At 74.9% G+C, this 21,363-nt stretch carries 13 protein-coding genes; 1 reads left to right on the top strand and 12 read right to left on the bottom strand.

Features of this window, described 5'->3' with window-relative positions:
- Nucleotides 1-65 precede the first annotated feature (65 nt).
- From ABTY40_RS04555 to ABTY40_RS04500, 12 genes are all read right to left on the bottom strand, one after another.
- Nucleotides 66-1,268, bottom strand: a complete 1,203-nt coding sequence (locus ABTY40_RS04555; RefSeq protein WP_352058115.1) for a DNA polymerase III subunit delta' — start codon at nucleotides 1,266-1,268, stop codon at nucleotides 66-68.
- 132 nt (nucleotides 1,269-1,400) lie between these two features.
- The gene (locus ABTY40_RS04550) at nucleotides 1,401-1,574 is read right to left on the bottom strand and encodes a hypothetical protein (protein WP_352058114.1); all 174 of its coding nucleotides are present in this window, start codon (nucleotides 1,572-1,574) and stop codon (nucleotides 1,401-1,403) included.
- 238 nt (nucleotides 1,575-1,812) lie between these two features.
- Nucleotides 1,813-4,305: an FtsX-like permease family protein gene (locus ABTY40_RS04545; protein WP_352058113.1), complete on the bottom strand. Its 2,493-nt coding sequence runs from the start codon at nucleotides 4,303-4,305 to the stop codon at nucleotides 1,813-1,815.
- Nucleotides 4,302-5,126: an ABC transporter ATP-binding protein gene (locus ABTY40_RS04540; RefSeq protein ID WP_502990494.1), complete on the bottom strand. Its 825-nt coding sequence runs from the start codon at nucleotides 5,124-5,126 to the stop codon at nucleotides 4,302-4,304. Before ABTY40_RS04540 ends, ABTY40_RS04545 begins: the two co-directional genes overlap by 4 nt.
- A 101-nt stretch (nucleotides 5,127-5,227) precedes the next feature.
- A complete protein-coding gene (gene tmk, locus ABTY40_RS04535; protein WP_352058111.1) occupies nucleotides 5,228-8,575 on the bottom strand; it encodes a dTMP kinase in 3,348 nt (1,115 codons plus the stop codon).
- A gap of 136 nt (nucleotides 8,576-8,711) precedes the next feature.
- Nucleotides 8,712-11,561, bottom strand: coding sequence for a type I DNA topoisomerase (topA, locus tag ABTY40_RS04530; protein WP_352058110.1), 2,850 nt, complete (start codon nucleotides 11,559-11,561; stop codon nucleotides 8,712-8,714).
- Between the two features lie 282 nt (nucleotides 11,562-11,843).
- Nucleotides 11,844-12,041: a hypothetical protein gene (locus ABTY40_RS04525; RefSeq protein WP_352058109.1), complete on the bottom strand. Its 198-nt coding sequence runs from the start codon at nucleotides 12,039-12,041 to the stop codon at nucleotides 11,844-11,846.
- 545 nt (nucleotides 12,042-12,586) lie between these two features.
- Nucleotides 12,587-14,152 carry a DUF7059 domain-containing protein gene (locus ABTY40_RS04520; RefSeq protein WP_352058108.1) on the bottom strand — a complete coding sequence of 522 codons (1,566 nt, stop codon included), beginning with the start codon at nucleotides 14,150-14,152 and terminating at the stop codon, nucleotides 12,587-12,589.
- A gap of 339 nt (nucleotides 14,153-14,491) precedes the next feature.
- Nucleotides 14,492-15,151 (bottom strand): small secreted protein, encoded by a 660-nt coding sequence (locus ABTY40_RS04515; protein ID WP_352058107.1) that lies wholly within the window; start codon nucleotides 15,149-15,151, stop codon nucleotides 14,492-14,494.
- Nucleotides 15,152-15,302: 151 nt separating this feature from the next.
- On the bottom strand, nucleotides 15,303-17,612 hold the full coding sequence (locus ABTY40_RS04510; protein WP_352058106.1) for a sodium-translocating pyrophosphatase: 2,310 nt from the start codon (nucleotides 17,610-17,612) through the stop codon (nucleotides 15,303-15,305).
- Between the two features lie 292 nt (nucleotides 17,613-17,904).
- Complete coding sequence (locus ABTY40_RS04505) at nucleotides 17,905-18,363, bottom strand: ATP-binding protein (RefSeq protein ID WP_345279871.1); 459 nt, start codon at nucleotides 18,361-18,363, stop codon at nucleotides 17,905-17,907.
- Nucleotides 18,364-18,376: 13 nt separating this feature from the next.
- The gene (locus ABTY40_RS04500; RefSeq protein ID WP_309049367.1) at nucleotides 18,377-18,730 is read right to left on the bottom strand and encodes an STAS domain-containing protein; all 354 of its coding nucleotides are present in this window, start codon (nucleotides 18,728-18,730) and stop codon (nucleotides 18,377-18,379) included.
- An 80-nt stretch (nucleotides 18,731-18,810) separates the two neighbouring features.
- Between ABTY40_RS04500 and ABTY40_RS04495 the strand changes: the two genes are divergently transcribed.
- Nucleotides 18,811-21,357 (top strand): DEAD/DEAH box helicase, encoded by a 2,547-nt coding sequence (locus ABTY40_RS04495; protein WP_352058105.1) that lies wholly within the window; start codon nucleotides 18,811-18,813, stop codon nucleotides 21,355-21,357.
- Nucleotides 21,358-21,363 lie beyond the last annotated feature (6 nt).

Here is a 21,363-nt window from a genome sequence, read left to right as displayed (position 1 = left end):
GAGCGTATCCGCACCGGTACGTATCGTGTCCAATCACCCGAAGCGCCGGACGGCGGTTCCGGCCGTCAGTCGCGGAGGGCCATGGTCATCGCCTCCACGGCCAGCAGCGGCGCCACATTCCGGTCGAGGGCCTCGCGGCAGGCGAGGACGGCCTCGATGCGGCGCAGGGTCCGCTCCGGGGTGCTGTCGCGGGCGACCTGCTCCAGGGCGTCCCGCACGTCCTCGTTGGTGATCGGGGTGCGGGAGCCGAGCTGGAGCGCCAGGACGTCCCGGTAGAAGCCCGTCAGGTCGGTGAGGGCGAGGCTCAGACTGTCGAGCTGGGTGCGCCGCCCGCGCCGCTTCTGCTTCTCCTCCAGCTCCTTCATCAGCCCGGCCGTGCCGCGCGGCATCCGCCCGCCCTGCGACGCGCCGAGCGCCGCCTTCAGCTCCTCGGTCTCCTTGGTGTCGACCTCCTCGGCGACCTGCTTGGCGTCCTCCGCCGCCGCGTCGACCAGCTCCTGGGCCGCCTTGAAGCAGCCTCCGATGTCGGCCACCCGCAGCGGGAGCTTGAGCACGACCGCCCGGCGGGCGCGCGCCCGCTCGTCCGTGGCGAGCCGCCGGGCCCGCGCGATGTGGCCCTGGGCCGCGCGCGCGGCGGCCCCCGCGACCTCCGGCTCGATGCCGTCCCGCCGTACGAGCATGTCGGCGACCGCCTCGACCGGCGGGGTCCGCAGGTTCAGGTGGCGGCAGCGCGAACGGATGGTGGGCAGCACGTCCTCGATGGACGGGGCGCACAGCAGCCAGACGGTGCGCGGCGCGGGCTCCTCCACGGCCTTCAGCACGGCGTTGCCCGACTTCTCGTTGAGCCGCTCGGCGTCGGTGACGAGGATGACCTGCCAGCGGCCGTTAGCCGGGGCGGTGAAGGACTTCCGGACGGTGTCCCGCATGTCGCGGACCAGGATCTCGGTGCCGACCGCGCTGATGGTGGTGATGTCGGCGTGGGTCCCGACCAGGGTCGTGTGGCAGCCGGTGCAGAAGCCGCAGCCGGGCGTCCCGCCCAGCGCCCGGTCCGGGCTCACGCACTGCAGGGCCGCGGCGAACGCCCGCGCCGCGTCCACCCGGCCGGCCCCGGGCGGGCCGGTGAACAGCCAGGCGTGGGTCATCTTGGAGGAGGGAGGTACGGGCTCGCCCGCGTCATGGGCGGTCACGAAGGCGTCGGCGTCGCGCGCCGCGGCGGCGAGCTGCTCCTCCACCTTCGCCTGCCCGACCAGGTCGTCCCATACGGCCATCTCTGTGCCCCTCCTCAGGTACGTCCTCCATTGTGGGGCAGCCCTCCGACAATCCCGGACGGCGGCGGCGACGGGCCGGGCCTTCGGGCCCCCGCGGACCGGAGCCGCCCCGGCGTCCCGCCCGGCAGGCCGTCAGGCGTCCCGGCGCGCGCGGGTGAGCCACAGGCCCGTCGCCGAGCCGAGGAGGACCGCGCCGGTCGCCACCCCGCCCGCGATCCGCCCCCCGTCATCCCAGCCCGAGAAGGTGTTCACGTAGACGTTGGCCAGGACACTCGCGGCGAGCAGCGGCCAGAACAGGAATCGCATCAAGAACCTCCGGGATCGTGGATCGGTGACGGTCCGATCCTCCGCCGCACCGCCACCCCCGCGCAGCGGGGCCCGCACCCCGGTCGGAGGTGGAGCCTGCTCCACCTCCGACCGTCGGGCCCACCGCCGGTGGGCACCGAGCGGGCCGTGCGCCGACACAGCGGGTACGTCCTCGCCGAGCCGAGCCGAGCCTGCCGCCGGGCGCGCCGGGTTCGCCTGCCTCAACGCCTGACCTCCCTCACCCGTTCGTGCCGCGCGCCCGGTGGGAGAGGAGCACGCCCGCCGTGACCGTGACCGCCACCGTGCCGGCGACCAGTCCCGCCCAGGCCGGCGGCAGGTAGGGCAGGCCGCCGGTGAAGGACCGGGCGAAGGCGGTGAGGGGCAGTGCCGCCACCACGAGGCCGACGAGCAGACCGGTGCCGGTCAGGAAGCCCGCCTCCAGGGCGAACATCCGGCGCAGCTGGCCGGCCGTGGCACCCACCTGCCGCAGCAGCCGCAGTTCCCCGCGCCGGCCCGCGCCGATGAGGGCGAGCGTGCTGAGGACGGAGAGCAGGGTGAGGCCGCCGATCGCGGAGACCACGGAGGCCGACACGATGCCGTTCAGCTCGGCCCCGGGCAGTTCCACGCGTTCCGGCGCGGGAACCGCGGCCCGGCCGGGGAGGGCGCCGGGGAGCCCCGCCGCCAGCACGCGGGAGGGGGCCGGGTCGGTCATGTGGGGGGCGAGCGCCTCCTTCGGGAGCAGGAAGTCGCCGAGGGCCAGGGAGCGTTCGTACACGGCGACCACGCGCAGCTCGGCCTCGGCCCCGTCGCCGTACCGGAGGGCGACCGCCGAACCTGGCCTCAGGTCCAGGGAGTCGGCCGTGGCGGCCCCGACCGCCACGGTGCCGGGGGCCGCCAGACCGGCGAGGTCGCCCGCGACGACCCCGGGGTCGAGCGTGCCCCGGAGCCCCGCGGCGTCGACACCGAGGACCGGCAGCCGGTCGAGTCGCGGTTCACCGGCGGCGCGGCGGGCCAGGACGACCGTCGAGCGCAGCACGTCGGTGGCCGCGCCCACCCCGGGCCGCGTCCGTACCTCCTCGGCCGTCGTACCGGTGAACTCCAGCCGCGCGGTGGTGGCGGCCCGGGCCTGCGTCTCGGCGGCGCGTCCCACGGTGGTACCCGCGGTGAGCTGTACCAGCGCGAACGCGGTGACGAGGACGACCGGGGTGAGCGCGGCGCCGAGGCGGCGCGCGTGGGCGTCCGCGCCGGCGGCCGTGAGCCGGCCCGGCGCGCCTCCGAGCCGGCGCATCGGCCGGGCCAGGACCCACAGGGCGGCCCGGGCGAGCCACGGTCCGAGGACCGCGCAGCCGGCGACGAGCGTCACCGTGGCCGTGCCGGCCGCCGCCGCGGCGGCCTCACCGCCCTGCAGGGAGGCCGCGCCCGCCGAGGCCAGACCGGCCAGGAGCAGCACGATCCCCACGGTGGGCCGGACCCTGCCCCGGCCGGACCGGTCGCCGCCGGCCGAACCCGGCCGGCCCACGGCGAAGGGCACCACGAGCCGGGTCACCCCGGCCGTCACCGCGGCGGCGGCGAGCACGGCGGCGAACAGCCACGCCGGGACGGGCAGTTCGAGGCCGTCCGGTACGACCCCGGGACGCGCCCCCAGGGCCTCCCACAGGCCGAGGAACAGGGGTACGGCGCCGAGCGCGCCGAGCACCGCGGCGGTACCGGCGACCCGCGTCACCTCCCGCCCCGCGGCGGCCCGCACCTGGCGCGGGGTCGCGCCGACGGCCCGCAGCAGTTCCCGCTCGGGGGCGCGCTGCCGGAGCGCCTGCGCCACGAGGGAGGCGAGGACGAGGACGGCGACGAGGACGACGGTCCCGGAGACGGCGGCGAGCATCTCCAGGAGCGCGGACCGCGCGGGTGCGGCGCCCAGGTGTTCGGCGCCGCCGCGTCCGTCCCCGGTCAGCGCGCGCAGCGGCTGCCCGGAGGCGGTGTCCTTGAGTCCCGCGCGGTCGAGAGCGGCCCGCACGCGCGCGTGGAGGGTGTCCGCGGGGACGCCCGGTTCCGCCAGGACCCCCACGGCGTCCACGGCTCCGGGCCGCCCGGCGCGTGCCCGCGCCTCCGCGCCGGTGACGTACAGCGCGGCGGGCCCCTCGGCCACGCCGACGACCCGGTACCCGGCGGACCCGCGGCCCGGTTCCCGTACCGTCCCGCCGACCCGCAGCCCGAGGCCCGCCCCGACGACCGCCTCGTCCGCCGTGCGGGGCTCCCGGCCTTCGCGCAGGCCGTACGGGGCGAGAGCCGCCGCTTCCCACGAGCGGCCGGGGTACGTCCGTACGCCCCCGTCCGGGCGGTCGGCGGTACGGTCCGCCGGGTGTACGGCCGCGGTGCCGGCGAGCCGTACGGTGAAGGTCTCGTCCGGCACCGCCGCGCGCACGCCCGGCACCTCCCGGACCACGTCGACGGCCGTGCGGGGGACCCGGACCCGTTCGGTCAGCTCCGTCGAAACGGTGGCCGGACCGTCGCCCCAGGGGGTGGTGGTCCAGCGGACCTCCTGGTCGCCCGCGACGACGACGGGGGCCGCCGCGTACCGGTCCACGCGCGCGTGCCCGAGCCCGGCCGAGCCGAGGGCCAGGGCGAGCGCGCCGAGCAGGGCCGAGGTGACGGCGACGGCCACGAAGACCGCCGTCCAGGCCGAGCGGTGGGCGCGCAGGGAGCGGGCGGCGAGGAGCCGTACCGCCCGGCTCATCGCGCCACCGCCACGGCGTGCGCCGCCGCGCGGCCGGTGATCCCGCCGGTGAGCATCGCGCGGACCGCGGCCTCGTCCGGCCGGTCGAGCCGGCCGGTGATCCTGCCCCCGTCGAGGAAGACGGCCTCGTCCGTCCAGGCGGCGGCCACCGGGTCGTGGGTGACGAGGACGACCGTGCGGCCGCGCTCGTCGACCGCCCGCCGCAGCAGGGCGAGCACCTCGGCCGCCGTGACGGGGTCGAGCGCGGCGGTCGGCTCGTCGGCGAAGACGACCTCGGGATCGTTGAGCAGCGCCCGGGCCACGGCGACGCGCTGCCGCTGACCGCCGGAAAGGTTCTCGGGCCGCTCCTCGGCGCGGTCCGCGAGACCCACCGCCGCGAGGCCGGCGCGGGCGCGCGCGTCGAGCTCCGGGCCGCCGCGGGCCCCGGCGAGGAGCAGCGGCAGGGTGACGTTCTCGCGGACGTTCAGGGCGGAGACCAGGTTGAGCGACTGGAAGACGAAGCCGACCCGGTCGCGGCGCAGCCGGGTGAGGGCGGCGGGCTTCAGGGTGGCGAGGTCGGTGCCACCGATCCGTACCGTCCCCGAGGTCGGCCGTTCGAGCCCGGCCGCGCACCGCAGCAGCGTGGACTTGCCGGAGCCCGACCGCCCCATCACCGCCACGAACCGGCCGCGCGGCACGACGAGGCTGACCCCGCCGAGCGCCGGAACCGTGCCTTCCGCGCTCCCGCGCCGCCGTCCGTACGCGCGGACCACCCCCTCCAGGGCGAGCGCCGCCCCGCCGCTCCCCGTAGGGGTCCCGCTCTCCGCCACCGCTGTCCTCATCATGGGAACAACGCTAGGAAAGCGCAGGTCACAACGGTATGGAGCTGGCTGCCCGACCGGGGGTGGAGCCAGCTCCACCCCCCGTCCGGAGGGAGTCCCCGTCAGCGGCGGCGCCGGCGGCCGTCCGGCCCGTCCGCGTCGCCGTCCTCGTGCGGGCCGAGCAGCTCGTCCGCGAGGGTCGGCAGGTCGTCGAGCGGGGTCTCCTCCGCCCAGTCGGAGCGGCGGCGCGGCCGGCCCTGCTCGTCGAGCTGGGGCAGTTCGCGGGTGGCGTCGTCGGGCCGGGCGGTGTCCGGCCGCTCGTCGCGGAAGATGCCCGGCGGCACCCGGTCGACCGGATCCGGGACCGGCGCCGTCCGCGGGTCCCGTACGCCACCGCCCCGTACGTCCCGGGAGCCGGCCCGCTCGTCGCGGACCGGCGGCAGGACCGCCGTCTCGTCCGCGGCCCGCTCGTCGCGCACGGGCGGCAGCACCGCCGTCTCGTCCGCCGCACGCGGGTCCCGGATCTGCGGCAGCACCGCCGTCTCGTCGTCGGACCGTCCGGCGTCGCGCCGGGCGTCCTCGGGGCGCACGATCGGCGTGGCGACGGTGACTTCCTCGGGCGAGACGGTCGGGGTGCCGGACGCGGCCGGCCGGACGACCGGGGTCTCCACGGTGACGTCGTCCGCCGGGCCGCCGGAACCGGCGGCTCGCGCCGCCTCCGCCGTACGCCGCGCCTCGGTCTCCCGCGCCTCGGCCGCGCGGGCCTCGGCCTCGCGCCGGGCCTGCTCCCGCTCGGCGGCGAGGCGCTCGGCCGCGGCCCGTTCCGCGGCGGCCTTCTCCGCCGCCGCCCTGGCGACCGCCTCCGCCGCCGCCCTCGCGGCAGCCTCCTCGGCCGCTTTCGCCGCCGCCGCGGCCTCCGCCTCCCGGCGGGCCTCCTCGGCGCGCAGCAGGGCCTCCTCGGCCTTGCGCTGCTTCTCCAGGCGGCGGGCCTCGGCCTCGGCACGGAGCCGGGCCTCCTCCTCGGCCTGCTTGCGAAGGCGCTCCTGCTCCTCGCGGCGGGCCTTCTCCTCGGCCTCGCGCCGCCTGCGCTCCTCCTCGGCGGCGATCCGCGCCTCCTCGGCGCGCCGGCGGGCCTCCTCCGCCTGGCGTTCGGCCTCCAGGCGGCGGGCTTCCTCCTCCTCGCGCCGCTTGCGCTCCTCCTCCTCGGCGCGCAGCCGGGCCAGCTGCTCCTGGCGCTCGCGCTCCAGGCGCTCCTCCTCGGCCTTGCGGGCGGCCTCCTCCTCGGCCTTCCTGCGGGCCTCCTCCTCGGCCTTGCGGCGGGCCTCCTCGGCGGCCCTCATCTCGGCCTCGGAGAGCGGCAGGACCCGGTCGAGACGGTGGCGCACCACGGTGGTGACGTCCTCCGGCTCCTGGCCGGCGTCGACGACGAGGTAGCGGCTCGGGTCGGCGGCCGCGAGGGCGAGGAAACCGGCCCGCACGCGCGCGTGGAACTCGGGCGGCTCGGACTCCAGGCGGTCGGGCGCCTCGGTGAACCGTTCCCGCGCGGTGGCCGGGGAGACGTCGAGCAGCACCGTCAGGTGCGGGACGAGACCGTCGGTCGCCCAGCGCGAGATGCGCGCGATCTCGGTCGGGGACAGGTCGCGGCCCGCGCCCTGGTAGGCGACGGAGGAGTCGATGTAGCGGTCGGAGATGACGACGGCGCCCCGTTCCAGGGCCGGCCGGACCAGGGAGTCGACGTGTTCGGCCCGGTCGGCCGCGTACAGCAGGGCCTCGGCCCGGTTGGACAGTCCGGCCGAGGACACGTCGAGCAGGATCGAGCGGAGCCGCTTGCCGATCGGGGTGGCGCCGGGCTCCCGGGTGACGACGACCTCGTGGCCCTTGGCGCGGATCCACTCCGCCAGGGCCTGGACCTGCGTGGACTTCCCGGCGCCGTCGCCTCCCTCCACGGCGATGAAGAAGCCGGTCGGGGAGGGGGCCTGGGCCGGGTCGGCGCCGCGCAGCGCGTCGCGCAGGTCGCGGCGGAGCGGGACGCCCGCCCGGTCGTCGGCCTTGGCGAGGACGAGCGCGGCCACCGGCAGGAGCAGGGCGCCGACGAGGATCAGGGTGAAGGCGGCGCCGCCGTGCGCGAAGACGAAGCTCCCGGACGCGAGGCGGTGCGGGCCGATCGCGGCGGCGAGCAGCGGGGCGGCCAGTGCGCCGAGGGCGACGCCGACGCGGGCGGAGGCCTGGAGGTGGTCGGTGGTGCGGTCCCGGCGGGGTTCCTCGGTCTCCTGGTCGACGAGGGCGTGGCCGGTGTGGGCGGCGACCCCGGCCGCGTACCCGGTGAGGACGGCGAGGAACAGCACGGTCGCCGTGTCCGGCACCAGGCCCATGGCGATGAGCGCGACCCCGGTGACGGCGGTCGCGAGGGCGAGCAGCCGGCGCCGGGAGAGCACGGGCAGGACCGAGCGGGCGGTGCGGATGCCGAGGGCGGTGGCGCCGCTGAGCGCGAGGACGAGCAGGGCGTACGTGACGGGGCCGCCGCCGAGGTCGTAGGCGTGGAGGGCGGCGACGGAGGCGGCCGCGGCGACGGCTCCGGCGACGGTGGCGCAGGTCAGGACGAGCAGCGGTACGGCTCCGGTGCGGCCCTTCTCGGCGGCCGGGCGGCGCAGGCCCTCCAGGGGCGAACGGGGCCGGGGGGTCTGGCCGCCGGGCAGCGTCATGGCGTACAGGACGCCGGCGGAGGCGGCGAGGAGGCCGGCGGCGACGTACGAGCCGAGCGCGGCCTGGTGCCGGGAGAACCAGTCGATCCCGGCGCCCAGCAGGTTGCCGACGAGGGTGGCGAGGAGCAGGGCGGCCGCGGCGGCCGGGACCGCGAGGAAGCCGGTGCGCTGGGAGAGCCGGCGCAGGGCACCGAGGTGGTCGGGCAGGGGCCGCACGGCGTCGCCCTCCACGGGCGGCGCGGGCAGCAGCGCGGGCGCGGCGCTCTCGCGGCAGACGGTCCAGAGGCGCTCGGCGGCCCCGATGACGAAGACGGTGCCCAGCAGGAGCCACAGGGCGCTGCCGGGGGTCCAGTCGATCCACAGGGGCGCGACGACGAGCAGGGCGATCCGCAGCCCGTCGGCACCGATCATGGTCCAGCGCCGGTCCAGGGGACCGCCGGGCGCGGTGAGCGCGATGAGCGGTCCGAGGAGGACGGCGCCGAAGAGGAGCGAGGCCAGCAGCCGGGCGCCGACGACGGCGGCCACGGCGAGGGCGGCGCCCCGCTCTCCGCCGCCGAGGGCGTCCCCGGCCACGGCCGCCTGGAGGCCGAGGAGGACCAGGACCAGCAGGGCGAGGGCGTCCCCGGTCCCACCGGCGGCGTGGGCGCCCCACAGCCGGCGCAACGGCTGATGGCGCAAGAGGGCCCGTACGGCACGTTCCCGGGAATCCGCGACGAGTGCGGCGTCGGAGTCGCCCAGGCGGTCTGGCTGCTGCTCTGCTCGCGTCATCCGTCCACCCTATCCGGACGGCCCGGGACGTCGTGGCCGGACCGAATCCGGGGAGGACGGGGGCTGGGGGAAGGGGCGGGAGCACCGCTCCCGCCCCTTCCCCCGGCCCGTGAACCGTGCTTCCGCGCGGTGTCGTCTACTCCGGCTGGGCCGCCGTCTTCTTGGCCGCGGTCTTCTTCGCGGTCGCCGTGCCGGCCGTCGCCGTCTTCTTCGCGGCGGTCTTCTTGGCGGCCGTGGTCTTCTTCGCCGCGGTCTTGGTGGCGGTCTTCTTGGCCGCCGTCTTCTTCGCCGGGGCCTTCTTGGCGGTCTTCTTCGCCGGGGCCTTGGCCCGCTTCTCGGCGAGCAGCTCGTAGCCGCGCTCCGGCGTGATCGTCTCCACGCTGTCGCCGGTCCGCAGGGTGGCGTTGGTCTCGCCGTCCGTCACGTACGGGCCGAAGCGGCCGTCCTTGACGACGACGGGCTTCTCGCTGACCGGGTCGGTGCCGAGCTCCTTCAGCGGCGGCTTGGCCGCGGCCCGCCCGCGCTGCTTGGGCTGGGCGTAGATCGCGAGCGCCTCCTCCAGGGTGATGGAGAACAGCTGCTCCTCGTCCGTCAGCGACCGCGAGTCCGTGCCCTTCTTCAGGTACGGGCCGTAGCGGCCGTTCTGCGCGGTGATCTCGACACCCTCGGGGTCGGTGCCGACGACGCGGGGCAGCGACATGAGCCGCAGCGCGTCCTCGAGGGTGACCGTGTCGAGGGTCATCGACTTGAAGAGGGAGGCGGTGCGCGGCTTGACCGCGTTCTTGCCGGTCTTCGGGGTGTCCTCGGGCAGGATCTCCGTCACGTACGGGCCGTAGCGGCCGTCCTTGGCGACGATCTGGTGGCCGGTGGCCGGGTCGACGCCGAGTTCGAAGTCGCCGCTCGGCTTGGCGAGCAGCTCCTCCGCGTACTCCACGGTCAGCTCGTCGGGGGCCAGGTCCTCGGGCACGTCGGCCCGCTGGTGGCCGTCCTGGTCCTTCTCGCCGCGCTCGACGTACGGGCCGTAGCGGCCGACGCGCAGCACGATGTCGTTGCCGACGGGGAAGGAGGAGATCTCCCGGGCGTCGATCGCGCCGAGGTCGGTGACGAGCTCCTTGAGGCCGCCGAGGTGGTCGCCGTCGCCGTTGCCCGCGTCGGCCGCGCCGCCCGCCGCCCCGGCGCCCGCGGAGGCGCCCTCGCCGAAGTAGAAACGCTTCAGCCACGGCACGGCCTGGGCCTCGCCGCGGGCGATGCGGTCGAGGTCGTCCTCCATCCGGGCCGTGAAGTCGTAGTCGACGAGCCGGCCGAAGTGCTTCTCCAGGAGGTTGACCACGGCGAAGGAGAGGAAGGACGGCACGAGGGCCGTGCCCTTCTTGAAGACGTAGCCGCGGTCGAGGATGGTGCCGATGATCGACGCGTACGTCGACGGGCGGCCGATCTCGCGCTCCTCCAGCTCCTTGACCAGGCTGGCCTCGGTGTAGCGGGCCGGCGGCTTGGTCGCGTGGCCGTCGGCGGTGATCTCGTCGGCGGTGAGCGCGTCGCCCTGGGCGACCTGGGGCAGCCGCCGCTCGCGGTCGTCGAGCTCGGCGTTCGGGTCGTCGGCGCCTTCGACGTACGCCTTCATGAAGCCGTGGAAGGTGATCGTCTTGCCGGAGGCCGAGAATTCGGCGTCCCGGCCGTCGGCGGTGGTGCCGGCGATCTTGACGGTGACCGAGTTGCCGGTCGCGTCCTTCATCTGGGAGGCGACGGTCCGCTTCCAGATCAGCTCGTACAGCTTGAACTGGTCGCCGGTGAGACCGGTCTCGGCGGGGGTGCGGAAACGGTCGCCCGAGGGGCGGATCGCCTCGTGCGCCTCCTGCGCGTTCTTCACCTTGCCCGCGTAGACGCGCGGCTTCTCCGGCAGGTAGTCGGCGCCGTACAGCTGGGTGACCTGCGCCCGGGCGGCGGCGACGGCGGTCTCGGAGAGCACGGTGGAGTCCGTACGCATGTAGGTGATGAAGCCGTTCTCGTACAGCTTCTGCGCCACCTGCATGGTCGCCTTCGCGCCGAAGCCCAGCTTGCGGCTCGCCTCCTGCTGGAGGGTGGTCGTCCGGAAGGGTGCGTACGGGGAGCGGCGGTACGGCTTCGACTCGACCGAGCGGACCGCGAACGAGGTGTCGGCGAGCGAGGCGGCGAGCGCCCGCGCCTTCTCCTCGTCCAGGTGCAGGACGCTCTCGGACTTGAGCCGGCCGTCGGCGCCGAAGTCACGGCCCTGCGCGACGCGCTTGCCGTCCACGGTGGCCAGGCGGGCGGTCAGCGACGAGGGGTCGGAGGGGTCGCCGGCCCGGCCGGTGGCGAAGGTGCCGGTGAGGTCCCAGTACTCGGCGGAACGGAAGGCGATGCGCTCGCGCTCCCGCTCGACGACGAGCCGGGTGGCCACGGACTGGACGCGGCCCGCGGAGAGGCCGCGCATGACCTTCTTCCACAGGACCGGCGACACCTCGTAGCCGTAGAGCCGGTCGAGGATGCGGCGGGTCTCCTGCGCGTCGACCATGCGCTTGTTGAGCTCGCGCGGGTTGGCCACGGCCTGCTGGATGGCGTCCTTGGTGATCTCGTGGAAGACCATCCGGTGGACCGGGACCTTGGGCTTCAGGACTTCCTGAAGGTGCCACGCGATGGCCTCGCCCTCGCGGTCCTCATCGGTGGCGAGGAAGAGTTCGTCGGACTCGGCGAGAAGCTCCTTGAGCTTCCTGACCTGCGCCTTCTTGTCGGCGTTGACGACGTAGATGGGCTGGAAGTCGTGTTCGACGTCGACACCCAGGCGGCGCACCTCACCGGTGTACTTCTCGGGCACCTCGGCGGCACCGCTGGGAAGGTCGCGGATGTGCCCGACGCTCGCCTCGACGACGTAGCCGGGGCCGAGGTAACCCTTGATCGTCTTCGCCTTGGCAGGCGACTCGACGATGACGAGTCGGCGGCCGCCGTGTGCGGTCTCGCTGGTCGGGGACAACTTCGCTCTTCTCTCCGGTCGGCACTCTCTAGGCCCGTGCGGGCACGCTCGGCGCGCGGCGCCGGCACGCACGGCACGACAGCGGCACGGACGGTGACGCTCCCGTCGCTGCGGAGTGTGACGGTACAACCCGCCCCCGTGTCAAACGGCAAAAGCCCGCAACGGCCACTCGAACGGTAACCCGAGTCCAGGCATTCCTGCCGCCCGGACTCCCGTACCGGCGGGGCGGGGCCGTGCCGGGGGCGGCGCGCGGGGCGCGCCCGGAGAGGGGTGGGGGCCGTCTCAGAGGCGGCCGAAGCACCAGACGCCGAGCAGGAGGAAGAGGGTGCCGGAGAAGGTCGTCAGGGTCGCCGCGGCCCCCGGGCCGACGCCGTACACCACGGGCTCCCGGTGCCTCAGCCGCACCGTGGTCCACAGCAGCAGCGCCGCTCCGAACAGCGTGAACGCCGCTCCCGCGAAGATCGCCGGCCCGCTCTCCATGCCCGTACCCCGTTCCGTTCCCCGTGCGACGTTCGTCTCCCCGGGCGAGGCTGGCACCTCCGGGCGTCAGGGACGCGAATTCCGGGTGAACGACGCGGACGGGGGCGCGCGGTTTCACGAAGATGGCCGGTAGGGGCGGACCTGCTCCTCCGGTGCACGGGTGTGTCACCTCACGCCGGGGCGGCGCGGCCTGCGGCCGGGTCCCGGCCGCAGGCCCCGAGGTGGAAGGCGCGGGCACGGGTTCCCTGCCGGGCGGCGCCGACCCTCGGCGGCCCCCCGTACCGCGCCGGGGCGGACGGCGGAGGTCACCCGCGACAGCGTCCCGACCAGCGGCGTCGTACGGCGCGGGGGTGGTCGCGCCGGTCGTACGCCCCCTGGGGGAACCCCGTCCCGCCGCCGGGCACGAACCGGGCGGCGGAGCGGAAGCGGAACGTCCCCGGGCTCTCACGGGCGACCTTCGGAACGGCCCTTCGGAGCGGCCTTCCGAAGCGGCTGTCCGGGGCGTGTCGGGCCTGGCGGGGTGGAGCCGGGCGCGGCCGGTCCGGTCAGACGGCGGTGCCGCCCTCGGTGGGGGGCAGCAGCGACTCGGGGATCAGGAACCCTTCCTCGACCAGCAGCCGGATCGCCTGCGGGGTGCGGTCCCGCAGCATGACCGGGTCCTCGCCCATGAGCTGCCCGATGGCGTCGAGGATGCGGCCCGCGGTGAGCGTGCCGTCGCAGACGCCCGCGAAGCCGGCGCCCACGTGGTCGACCCGGGTGGCGCGGCGCATGCCCCGGTTCTGGCGGAGGACGACGTGCTCGGGATCCTCGGCGCCCGGCAGGCCGACCTGCTCCTGGACGACCTCGGGCGCGAGCGTGAACCGGTCGGCGAGCAGGCCGGCGTCGTCCCGTGCGCGCAGGTAGTCCTGGCGCTCGAAGTGGGCGCGTACGGTGTCTCCGAGGGGCTGCTCGACGGGGTGCGGCCACTCCTCGATCACCACGGACGGCTCGACGGCGCCGGAGGCCACGGCCCCGCTGCGCCGGAGGGTGATCCAGCCGAAGCCGATCGCCTTGGTGCCACTGGCCTCGAACGCGTCCAGCCAGCGGTCGTACGCCCGCCGGTACTCCTCCGGGTCGCCGCGGTGCTCGCCGCTGTCCCGGAGCCACAGCTCGGTGTACTGGGTGACGTCCTGGACCTCCCGCTGCACGATCCAGGCGTCGCAGCCGCGCGGCACCCAGGACCGCAGCCGGTCCTGCCACTCCTCGCCCTCGACGTGCTGCCAGTTGGCGAGGAACTGGGCGTACCCGCCGTCCTCCAGACGGTCCCCCGCCTGCTGGACGAGGGTGCGGCACAGGTCGTCCCCGCTCATCCCGCCGTCCCGGTAGGTCAGTCCGCTGCCGGGCGAAATCACGAACGGCGGGTTGGAGACGATCAGGCCGTACGAGGCGCCGCCGACGGGCTCGAAGAGGGAACCTTCGAGCAGCTCGGCCTCGTGGGCACCGGACAGGGCGAGGGTGAGCCGGGTGAACTCCAGGGCGCGCGGGTTGAGATCGGTGGCGGTGACCCGGGTGGCGTGCTGGGCGGCGTGCAGGGCCTGGATGCCGGATCCGGTGCCGAGGTCGAGCGCCGCGCCCACCGGCGTACGGACGGTGATGCCGGCGAGGGTGGTGGAGGCGCCGCCGACGCCGAGGACGACCCCTTCGTCCCTGGTGCCGATGCCGCTCGCGCCGCCGACGGCACAGCCCAGGTCGGAGACGATGAACCAGTCCTCGCCCTCGGGGCCGCCATAGGGCCGCACGTCGACGGTCGCGCGCACGGCGTCGCCGTCCCGGACGGCCCAGCCGTCGGCGAGTGCCTCCGTCAGCGGGAGCGCGGCGGCGGCCCGTTCGTACGCGACGGGCTCCTGGAGCAGGAACAGCCGGACGAGGGTCTCCAGCGGGGAGTCTCCGCGGGTGGCGCGCAGGGCGGGCACGGTCTCGCTGCGGGCGAGCGCCGCGTACGCGGGGGCGCCGAGGAGGTCGAGCAGGCCGTCGGCGGTGAAGTCGGCGGCGAGCAGGGCCCCGCGCAGTCGGTCGGCGTGCGCGGGCACCGGGAGGCTGGTGGTCAGGCTGGTCGTACTCACGCTTCCCATTGTGACGGCCGCCACCGACATCGGGGCGGCCGACCCGGCGGTGACGACCGATCAGCGGAGACCGGCGGGGACCGGAGCCCGTCGGCGGGCACGGGACGGCGCCGGACGGACGCCGGGCGGCTGCCGGACGGGCACGTGCCGGGCGCCGGACAGCCACCGGGCGGCGGGGCACGGGCGCCGGGCGGGTCCCGGGCGCATCCCGGGTGAACGTCACCCGGTCACCGCCGCCCGGCCGGGGCCGCCGACCCGTGGTCACCCGGCCGGTGATGGCCGGCTTCTCGCTTTCCGACAGGCCCCGGACTCGGCCCCTTCGCTCTCCAGGCCCGTGCTCCCGCCGAACTACTCCCGGCTCGCCGTCGCCGACGGCGTGGCCGGGGACCCGCTGCTCGTGGAGCGCGCCGGGGTGCTCGCGGGGGCGCCCGGCTCGGGGGAGGCGGAGCCGGAGGCCGGCGGCGTGGACGCCGTGGGCTTCTGGCAGCCCGGCTGCTTGGCCATGGCCCGGCCCAGCTCACCGCTCTCCAGCTTGGCCAGGGCGGCCTGGTCGGACTTCTCGATCTTCTCCAGGCCCTCGGCGACGCTCTGCAGGCCGTCCGCGAACTTCTGCTGGTTCGTCGGGTCGAGCGCGTCGACCTGCTTCTTCAGGCCCTCGTAGGAGACGGCCGTGGCGTTGAGCTCCCGTACCGCGTCCTGCTGGATCTTCTGACCGTTCTCCACCGGCGGGACCCCGGCGCTCTCGACCGCCTTGGCGAGCGCCCGGTCGGCGTCGGCGATGTCCTGGAACGCCTTCGAGTCGGCGGCCTGGATGTCGGCGGGCTTGCTGTCCGCGGCCGTCGAAATGATGATCTGGTGGGCGTTGGCGCGCTTCTGGATCTGGGGCTTCGCCTGGTCGCAGAACGTCTTCGCCCAGGTGCCCACCTTGTCCTCGTCGTCGCTGCAGCCGGACAGCACGAGCATGAGTACCGCGCCGCCGGACAGTGCGGCCGCAAGCTTCTTGTTCACCGGATCGGTCCCTTCCAAGGCTCTCGGCCCCGGAACATACACGCCGCACGGGCGGCATCCACCGTTCGTGGGACCGATTCATTCCACAATGAAGCCTTTTGAACCAAGGCCGACACGGCCGGACGGTCCCGGAAATGAGACGGACGCCACGTCAGGAGACCGCCACCGAACGGCGCTTGGAGACCCGGACGGCGATCACCACGACGAGCAGCGCGAGACCCGCGACCAGGGCCCGCAGCCAGGGGCTCGCGTCGTCCCCGTACCCGAACCGGACGACGGCCGGGGCGATCAGCAGCGCGACCAGGTTCATCACCTTCAGGAGCGGGTTGATCGACGGTCCGGCGGTGTCCTTGAACGGGTCACCGACCGTGTCCCCGATGACGGTCGCCGCGTGCGCCTCGCTGCCCTTGCCGCCGTACCGGCCGTCCTCCACCAGCTTCTTCGCGTTGTCCCACGCCCCACCCGAGTTGGCGAGGAAGACCGCCATCAGCGCGCCCGTCCCGATCGCCCCGGCGAGGTACGCGCCGAGCGCGCCGACCCCGAGGGTGAAGCCGACCGCGATCGGGGCGGTCACGGCGAGCAGGCCGGGCGTGGCGAGTTCACGCAGGGCGTCCTTGGTGCAGATGTCGACGACCCGCCCGTACTCCGGCTTCTCGGTGCGGTCCATGATTCCCGGATGCTCGCGGAACTGCCGCCGCACCTCGTGGACGACGGCCCCGGCGGACCGGGAGACCGCGTTGATGGCGAGCCCGGAGAAGAGGAAGACGACGGAGGCGCCGAGGATCAGGCCGAAGAGGTTGTTGGGCTGCGAGATGTCCATCGAGAGCGTCACTTCCCCGGCTCTCGCCCCGACTTCGGCGACCGAGGTGGCGATGGCGTCCCGGTACGAACCGAAGAGGGCCGCGGCGGCGAGGACGGCGGTGGCGATGGCGATGCCCTTGGTGATGGCCTTCGTCGTGTTGCCGACGGCGTCGAGATCGGTGAGGACCTGCGCCCCGGCGCCCTCGACGTCCCCGGACATCTCGGCGATGCCCTGGGCGTTGTCGGCGACCGGCCCGAAGGTGTCCATGGCGACGATCACCCCGACGGTGGTGAGCAGGCCCGTTCCCGCGAGGGCCACCGCGAACAGCGCCAGCATGATCGAGGCACCGCCGAGCAGGAACGCCCCGTACACGGCCAGGCCGATGAGCAGCGCCGTGTAGACGGCGGACTCCAGACCGATCGCGACACCGGCGAGGACGACGGTGGCCGGGCCGGTGAGCGCGGACCGGCCGATGTCCTGCACCGGGCGGCGGCGCGGCTCGGTGAAGTAGCCGGTGAGCTGCTGGATGAGCGCGGCGAGGACGATGCCGATGGCGACCGCGACGAGGGCCAGAACCCGGGGGTCTCCCGCCTGGTCCTGGATGCCGGGCTCGGTGACGCCGCGGAGGTCGGCGTAGGAGGACGGCAGGTGGACGAAGGCGGCGACGGCGACGAGGACGAGGGAGACCACCGCCGAGACGAAGAACCCGCGGTTGACGGCGCTCATGCCGCTGCCGTCGGTGCGCCGGGGGGACACCGCGAAGATGCCGATCACGGCCGTGACGACGCCGATCGCCGGAACGATCAGCGGGAAGGCGAGGCCGACGTCCCCGAAGGCAGCCTTGCCGAGGATGAGCGCGGCGACCAGGGTCACGGCGTAGGACTCGAAGAGGTCGGCCGCCATGCCCGCGCAGTCGCCGACGTTGTCGCCCACGTTGTCGGCGATGGTGGCGGCGTTGCGCGGGTCGTCCTCCGGGATCCCCTGCTCCACCTTGCCGACCAGGTCCGCGCCGACGTCGGCGGCCTTGGTGAAGATCCCGCCGCCGACCCTCATGAACATGGCGATGAGCGCGGCGCCGAGGCCGAAGCCCTCCAGGACCTTCGGCGCGTCGGCGGCGTAGACGAGCACGACGGTCGCGGCGCCGAGCAGCCCGAGGCCGACGGTGAACATGCCGACCACACCGCCCGTCCGGAACGCGATCTTCATGGCCCGGTGGGAGACCTCCGAGAGCTTCTTCGCCGGCTCACCCGGCCCCGGGGTGGCCTCCCGCGCCGCCGCCGCGACCCGCACGTTCGCCCGGACGGCGAGCCGCATGCCCACATAGCCGGTGACCGCCGAGAACAACGCGCCGACCAGGAAGAACAACGATCGCCCGGCCCGCTGCGCCCAGCTGTCGGCGGGCAGCAGCATCAGCAGGAAGAACACCACGACGGCGAAGACTCCGACCGTGCGGAGCTGCCGCGCGAGATAGGCGTTCGCCCCCTCCTGCACGGCCGCGGCGATCTCCCGCATCTTCGCGGTCCCCTGCCCGGCGGCGAGAACCTGGCGGACGAGCAGCTGCGCGACGACCAGCGCGGCGAGAGCGACGGCCGCGACGACGACCACGATCGTCCGGTTCCCACTCGTGAGGACCGCCGCGGCGAGAGAGGTGGGGTGCATGGGGACGGATCATAGGGAGACAAACCCCGCCGTACCGGGATCTGCCCTCGGCCCCGCGCGGATGCACCAACGGGGGCGGAGACGGGCCCCGGCAGGCTCCGGGCCGCCGGCTGGGGAGCGACGCGGGCTCGGGCTCGGGCTCGGGCTCGGGCTCGGGCTCGGGCTGAGGACGGTCTATCGGTGTGACGGGCGCGGCTCGCCCCGGCGCGGCGGCATGCGAAAGAGGCCCTGCACGCAGGGCCTCTTCACGCGCTCGACGGGACGGCCGCGTGGGCGCGTCGCGTCGGGCTCGTCAGGACAGGATGTCCGCCGGGCTCGTCGGCCAGGTCATCCGGATGGTGCCGCCGTCCTCGCCGGCGGACACCTCGACGTCGTCGACGAGACCGCGGATGACCGCGAGCCCCATCTCGTCCTCGCCGTCCGCGTCGTCGAAGTCCTCGGCCGGAGCCGCGGAACGCGCGCCGGGCACACCGACGGCGTCGGCCGCCGCCACCCCCGCACCGGGCACCTCGTCGCCGACCTCGATGGAGAACGCCTTCTCCTCCTCGGTCAGCACGACCCGGATGGGCGTGGTGACGCCGTTGCTCCGGTGCAGACCCACCGCGCGGGAACAGGCCTCGCCGACGGCGAGCCGCACCTCGTCGAGGACCGCCTCGTTCACCCCGGCCCGACGGGCGACCGCGGCGGCCACCAGGCGGGCCGTACGGACGTGCTCGGGCTGGGCGCTGAAGCGGAGTTCAACGGTGGCCATGGGATCCCCCCGGTCAGTCGACCGCGTTGACGGCCTCGTCGACCGAGGTGTGGATCGGGAACACCTTGGTGAGACCCGTGATCCGGAAAATCTTCAGAATGCGCTCCTGGTTGCAGACCAGACGCAGCGACCCCTCGTGCGCGCGGACGCGCTTCAGGCCGCCGACGAGCACACCGAGGCCGGTGGAGTCGAGGAAGTCCACGCCCTCCATGTCGACAACCAGGTGGTAGCTGCCGTCGTTCACCAACTCGACCAACTGCTCGCGCAGCTTGGGCGCGGTATACACATCAATCTCGCCACCGACCTCGACGACCGTACGGTCGCCACCAACGCCGGTCACAGTGCGAGTCGACAGGGACAGGTCCACGGATCCTCCAGCACCTTGCTATCGGGCGATTGCCCCCTCGGGTCTCCCGGTCGGAGCCAGAGGACTGATCGCCAGCCGCGATGGCATTCAATCACTTACCAGCAGCCATGCACGACGCCTTGGAGGCATTGTCCGTCATGGCAGTGACACACTCGGTGCCGATGGCCAAGAATCACCGCCCCAGTCGTCCCGCCGGGGACACGGGCAAGCGCCCCTCCCCCGGCACGGTCCTCGGCCGTCTCTCCTCGGGGGAGAGCCGGGCCTCGCGCATCACTCATACGGAGCACATGCCCGCCCGGGAGGGCCGGCATGCCGTCTGGCCGGACCGGATCCGGCCCGAGGTGATCGCCGCGATTCAAGAGGCCGGGATCGGCCATCCGTGGGCCCACCAGGCGGAGGCCGCCGAGCACGCCCTGGACGGCCGTTCCGTGGTGATCGCCACAGGAACCGCCTCCGGCAAGTCGCTGGCCTACCTCGCCCCGGTCCTCTCCACCCTCCTGGACGGCTCGGAAGCCCCCAACGGACGCGGCGCGACCTCCCTGTACCTGTCCCCCACCAAGGCCCTCGCCGCCGACCAGCGGCGCGCCGTGCGGGAACTGGCCGCCCCGCTCGGCAACCGGATCCGTCCCGCCGTCTACGACGGGGACACGCCGGTGGAGGAACGCGAATGGGTCCGGCAGTACGCCAATCACGTGCTCACCAACCCCGACATGCTGCACCGGGGCATACTCCCCTCCCACCCCCGGTGGGCCTCCTTCCTGCGCGCCCTGCGCTACGTGGTCGTCGACGAGTGCCACACCTACCGGGGCGTCTTCGGCTCGCACGTCGCCCAGGTCCTGCGGCGACTGCGCCGGATCTGCGCCCGGTACGGCTCCGAGCCGGTCTTCCTCCTCGCCTCCGCCACCTCCGCCGACCCCGCGCGCGCCGCCCACCGGCTCACCGGCCTGGACGTCGTCGAGGTCGCCGACGACGCCTCCCCGCGCGGCGAGATGGTCTTCGCCCTGTGGGAGCCGCCGCTCACCGAGCTGCACGGCGAGCGCGGCGCGCCGGTCCGGCGCACGGCCACGGCCGAGACCGCCGACCTGCTGACCGACCTCACCCGCCAGCGGGTCCGCACGGTCGCCTTCGTCCGCTCCCGGCGCGGCGCCGAGCTGATCTCGGTGATCACGCAGGAACGGCTCGCCGAGACCGACCGTGCCCTGGCCCGCCGGGTCGCCGCCTACCGCGGTGGCTACCTGCCCGAGGAGCGGCGCGCCCTGGAGCAGGCCCTGCACTCCGGCGAGCTCCTCGGCCTGGCCGCCACGACCGCCCTGGAACTGGGCGTGGACGTCTCCGGCCTCGACGCCGTCCTGATCGCCGGCTACCCCGGCACCCGCGCCTCCCTGTGGCAGCAGGCGGGCCGGGCCGGCCGCTCGGGCGAGGGCGCGCTCGCGATCCTCGTGGCCCGGGACGACCCACTGGACACCTTCCTGGTCCACCACCCGGAGGCGATCTTCGACCAGCCGGTCGAGTCGACCGTCCTGGACCCCGACAATCCCTACGTCCTCGCCCCCCATCTGTGCGCGGCGGCGGCCGAGCTGCCGCTGACCGAAGGAGACCTGGCCCTCTTCGGCCCAGCGGCCCCCGGACTGCTGCCGCAGCTGGAGTCCGCCGGGCTGCTGCGCCGCCGGTCCGCGGGCTGGTACTGGACCCGCCGCGAGCGGGCCGCCGACCTCACCGACATCCGGGGCGGCGGCGGCAGCCCCGTACGGATCGTGGAGGCCGGTACCGGCCGTCTCCTCGGAACGGTCGACGAGGCGGCCTCGCACGCCGCCGTCCACGAGGGTGCCGTCCACCTCCACCAGGGCCGCACCTACCTGGTACGGGAGCTGGACCTCAAGGATTCCGTCGCCCTCGTCGAGGAGGCCGTCCCGCCGTACTCCACCACCGCCCGCGACACCACCTCCATCACCGTCCTGGAGACCGACACGGAGATCCCGTGGGGGGACGGCCGGCTCTGCTACGGCTCCGTCGAGGTCACCAACCAGGTCGTCTCCTTCCTGCGCCGCCGCCTGATCACCGGCGAGGTGCTCGGCGAGACCAAACTCGACCTGCCGCCCCGCACCCTGCGCACCCGGGCCGTGTGGTGGACGGTGACCGAGGACCAGCTCGACGCCGCCCGGATCACCCCGAAGATCCTCGGGGGCGCCCTGCACGCCGCCGAGCACGCCTCCATCGGCATGCTGCCGCTGTTCGCCACCTGCGACCGCTGGGACATCGGCGGGGTCTCGGTGCCCCTCCATCCCGACACGCTGCTGCCGACCGTCTTCGTGTACGACGGGCACCCGGGCGGGGCGGGCTTCGCGGAGCGGGCTTTCCACACGGCCCGCGCCTGGCTCACGGCCACGCGCGAGGCCATCGCCGCCTGCGAGTGCGAGGCCGGCTGCCCCTCCTGCATCCAGTCCCCCAAGTGCGGCAACGGCAACGACCCGCTCCACAAACGGGGCGCCGTCCGCCTCCTCACGGAACTCCTCCGCGCGGCCCCGCAGGACCCTCCGGCGTCCCCGCCGGAGGAGGGCCGGGAACCCCCGGCCCCGGCGGAGCCGGAAGGCCCGGCGGAGGGCCGGCGGGGCCGGCACGGGACCTGACCTCGG

The sequence above is a fragment of the Streptomyces sp. NPDC126503 genome (assembly GCF_040302405.1).
Taxonomy (GTDB): Bacteria; Actinomycetota; Actinomycetes; order Streptomycetales; family Streptomycetaceae; genus Streptomyces; species Streptomyces gulbargensis.
The sequence above is the reverse complement of the archived record's forward strand: the minus strand, read 5'-3'. Positions and strand labels throughout refer to the sequence as shown.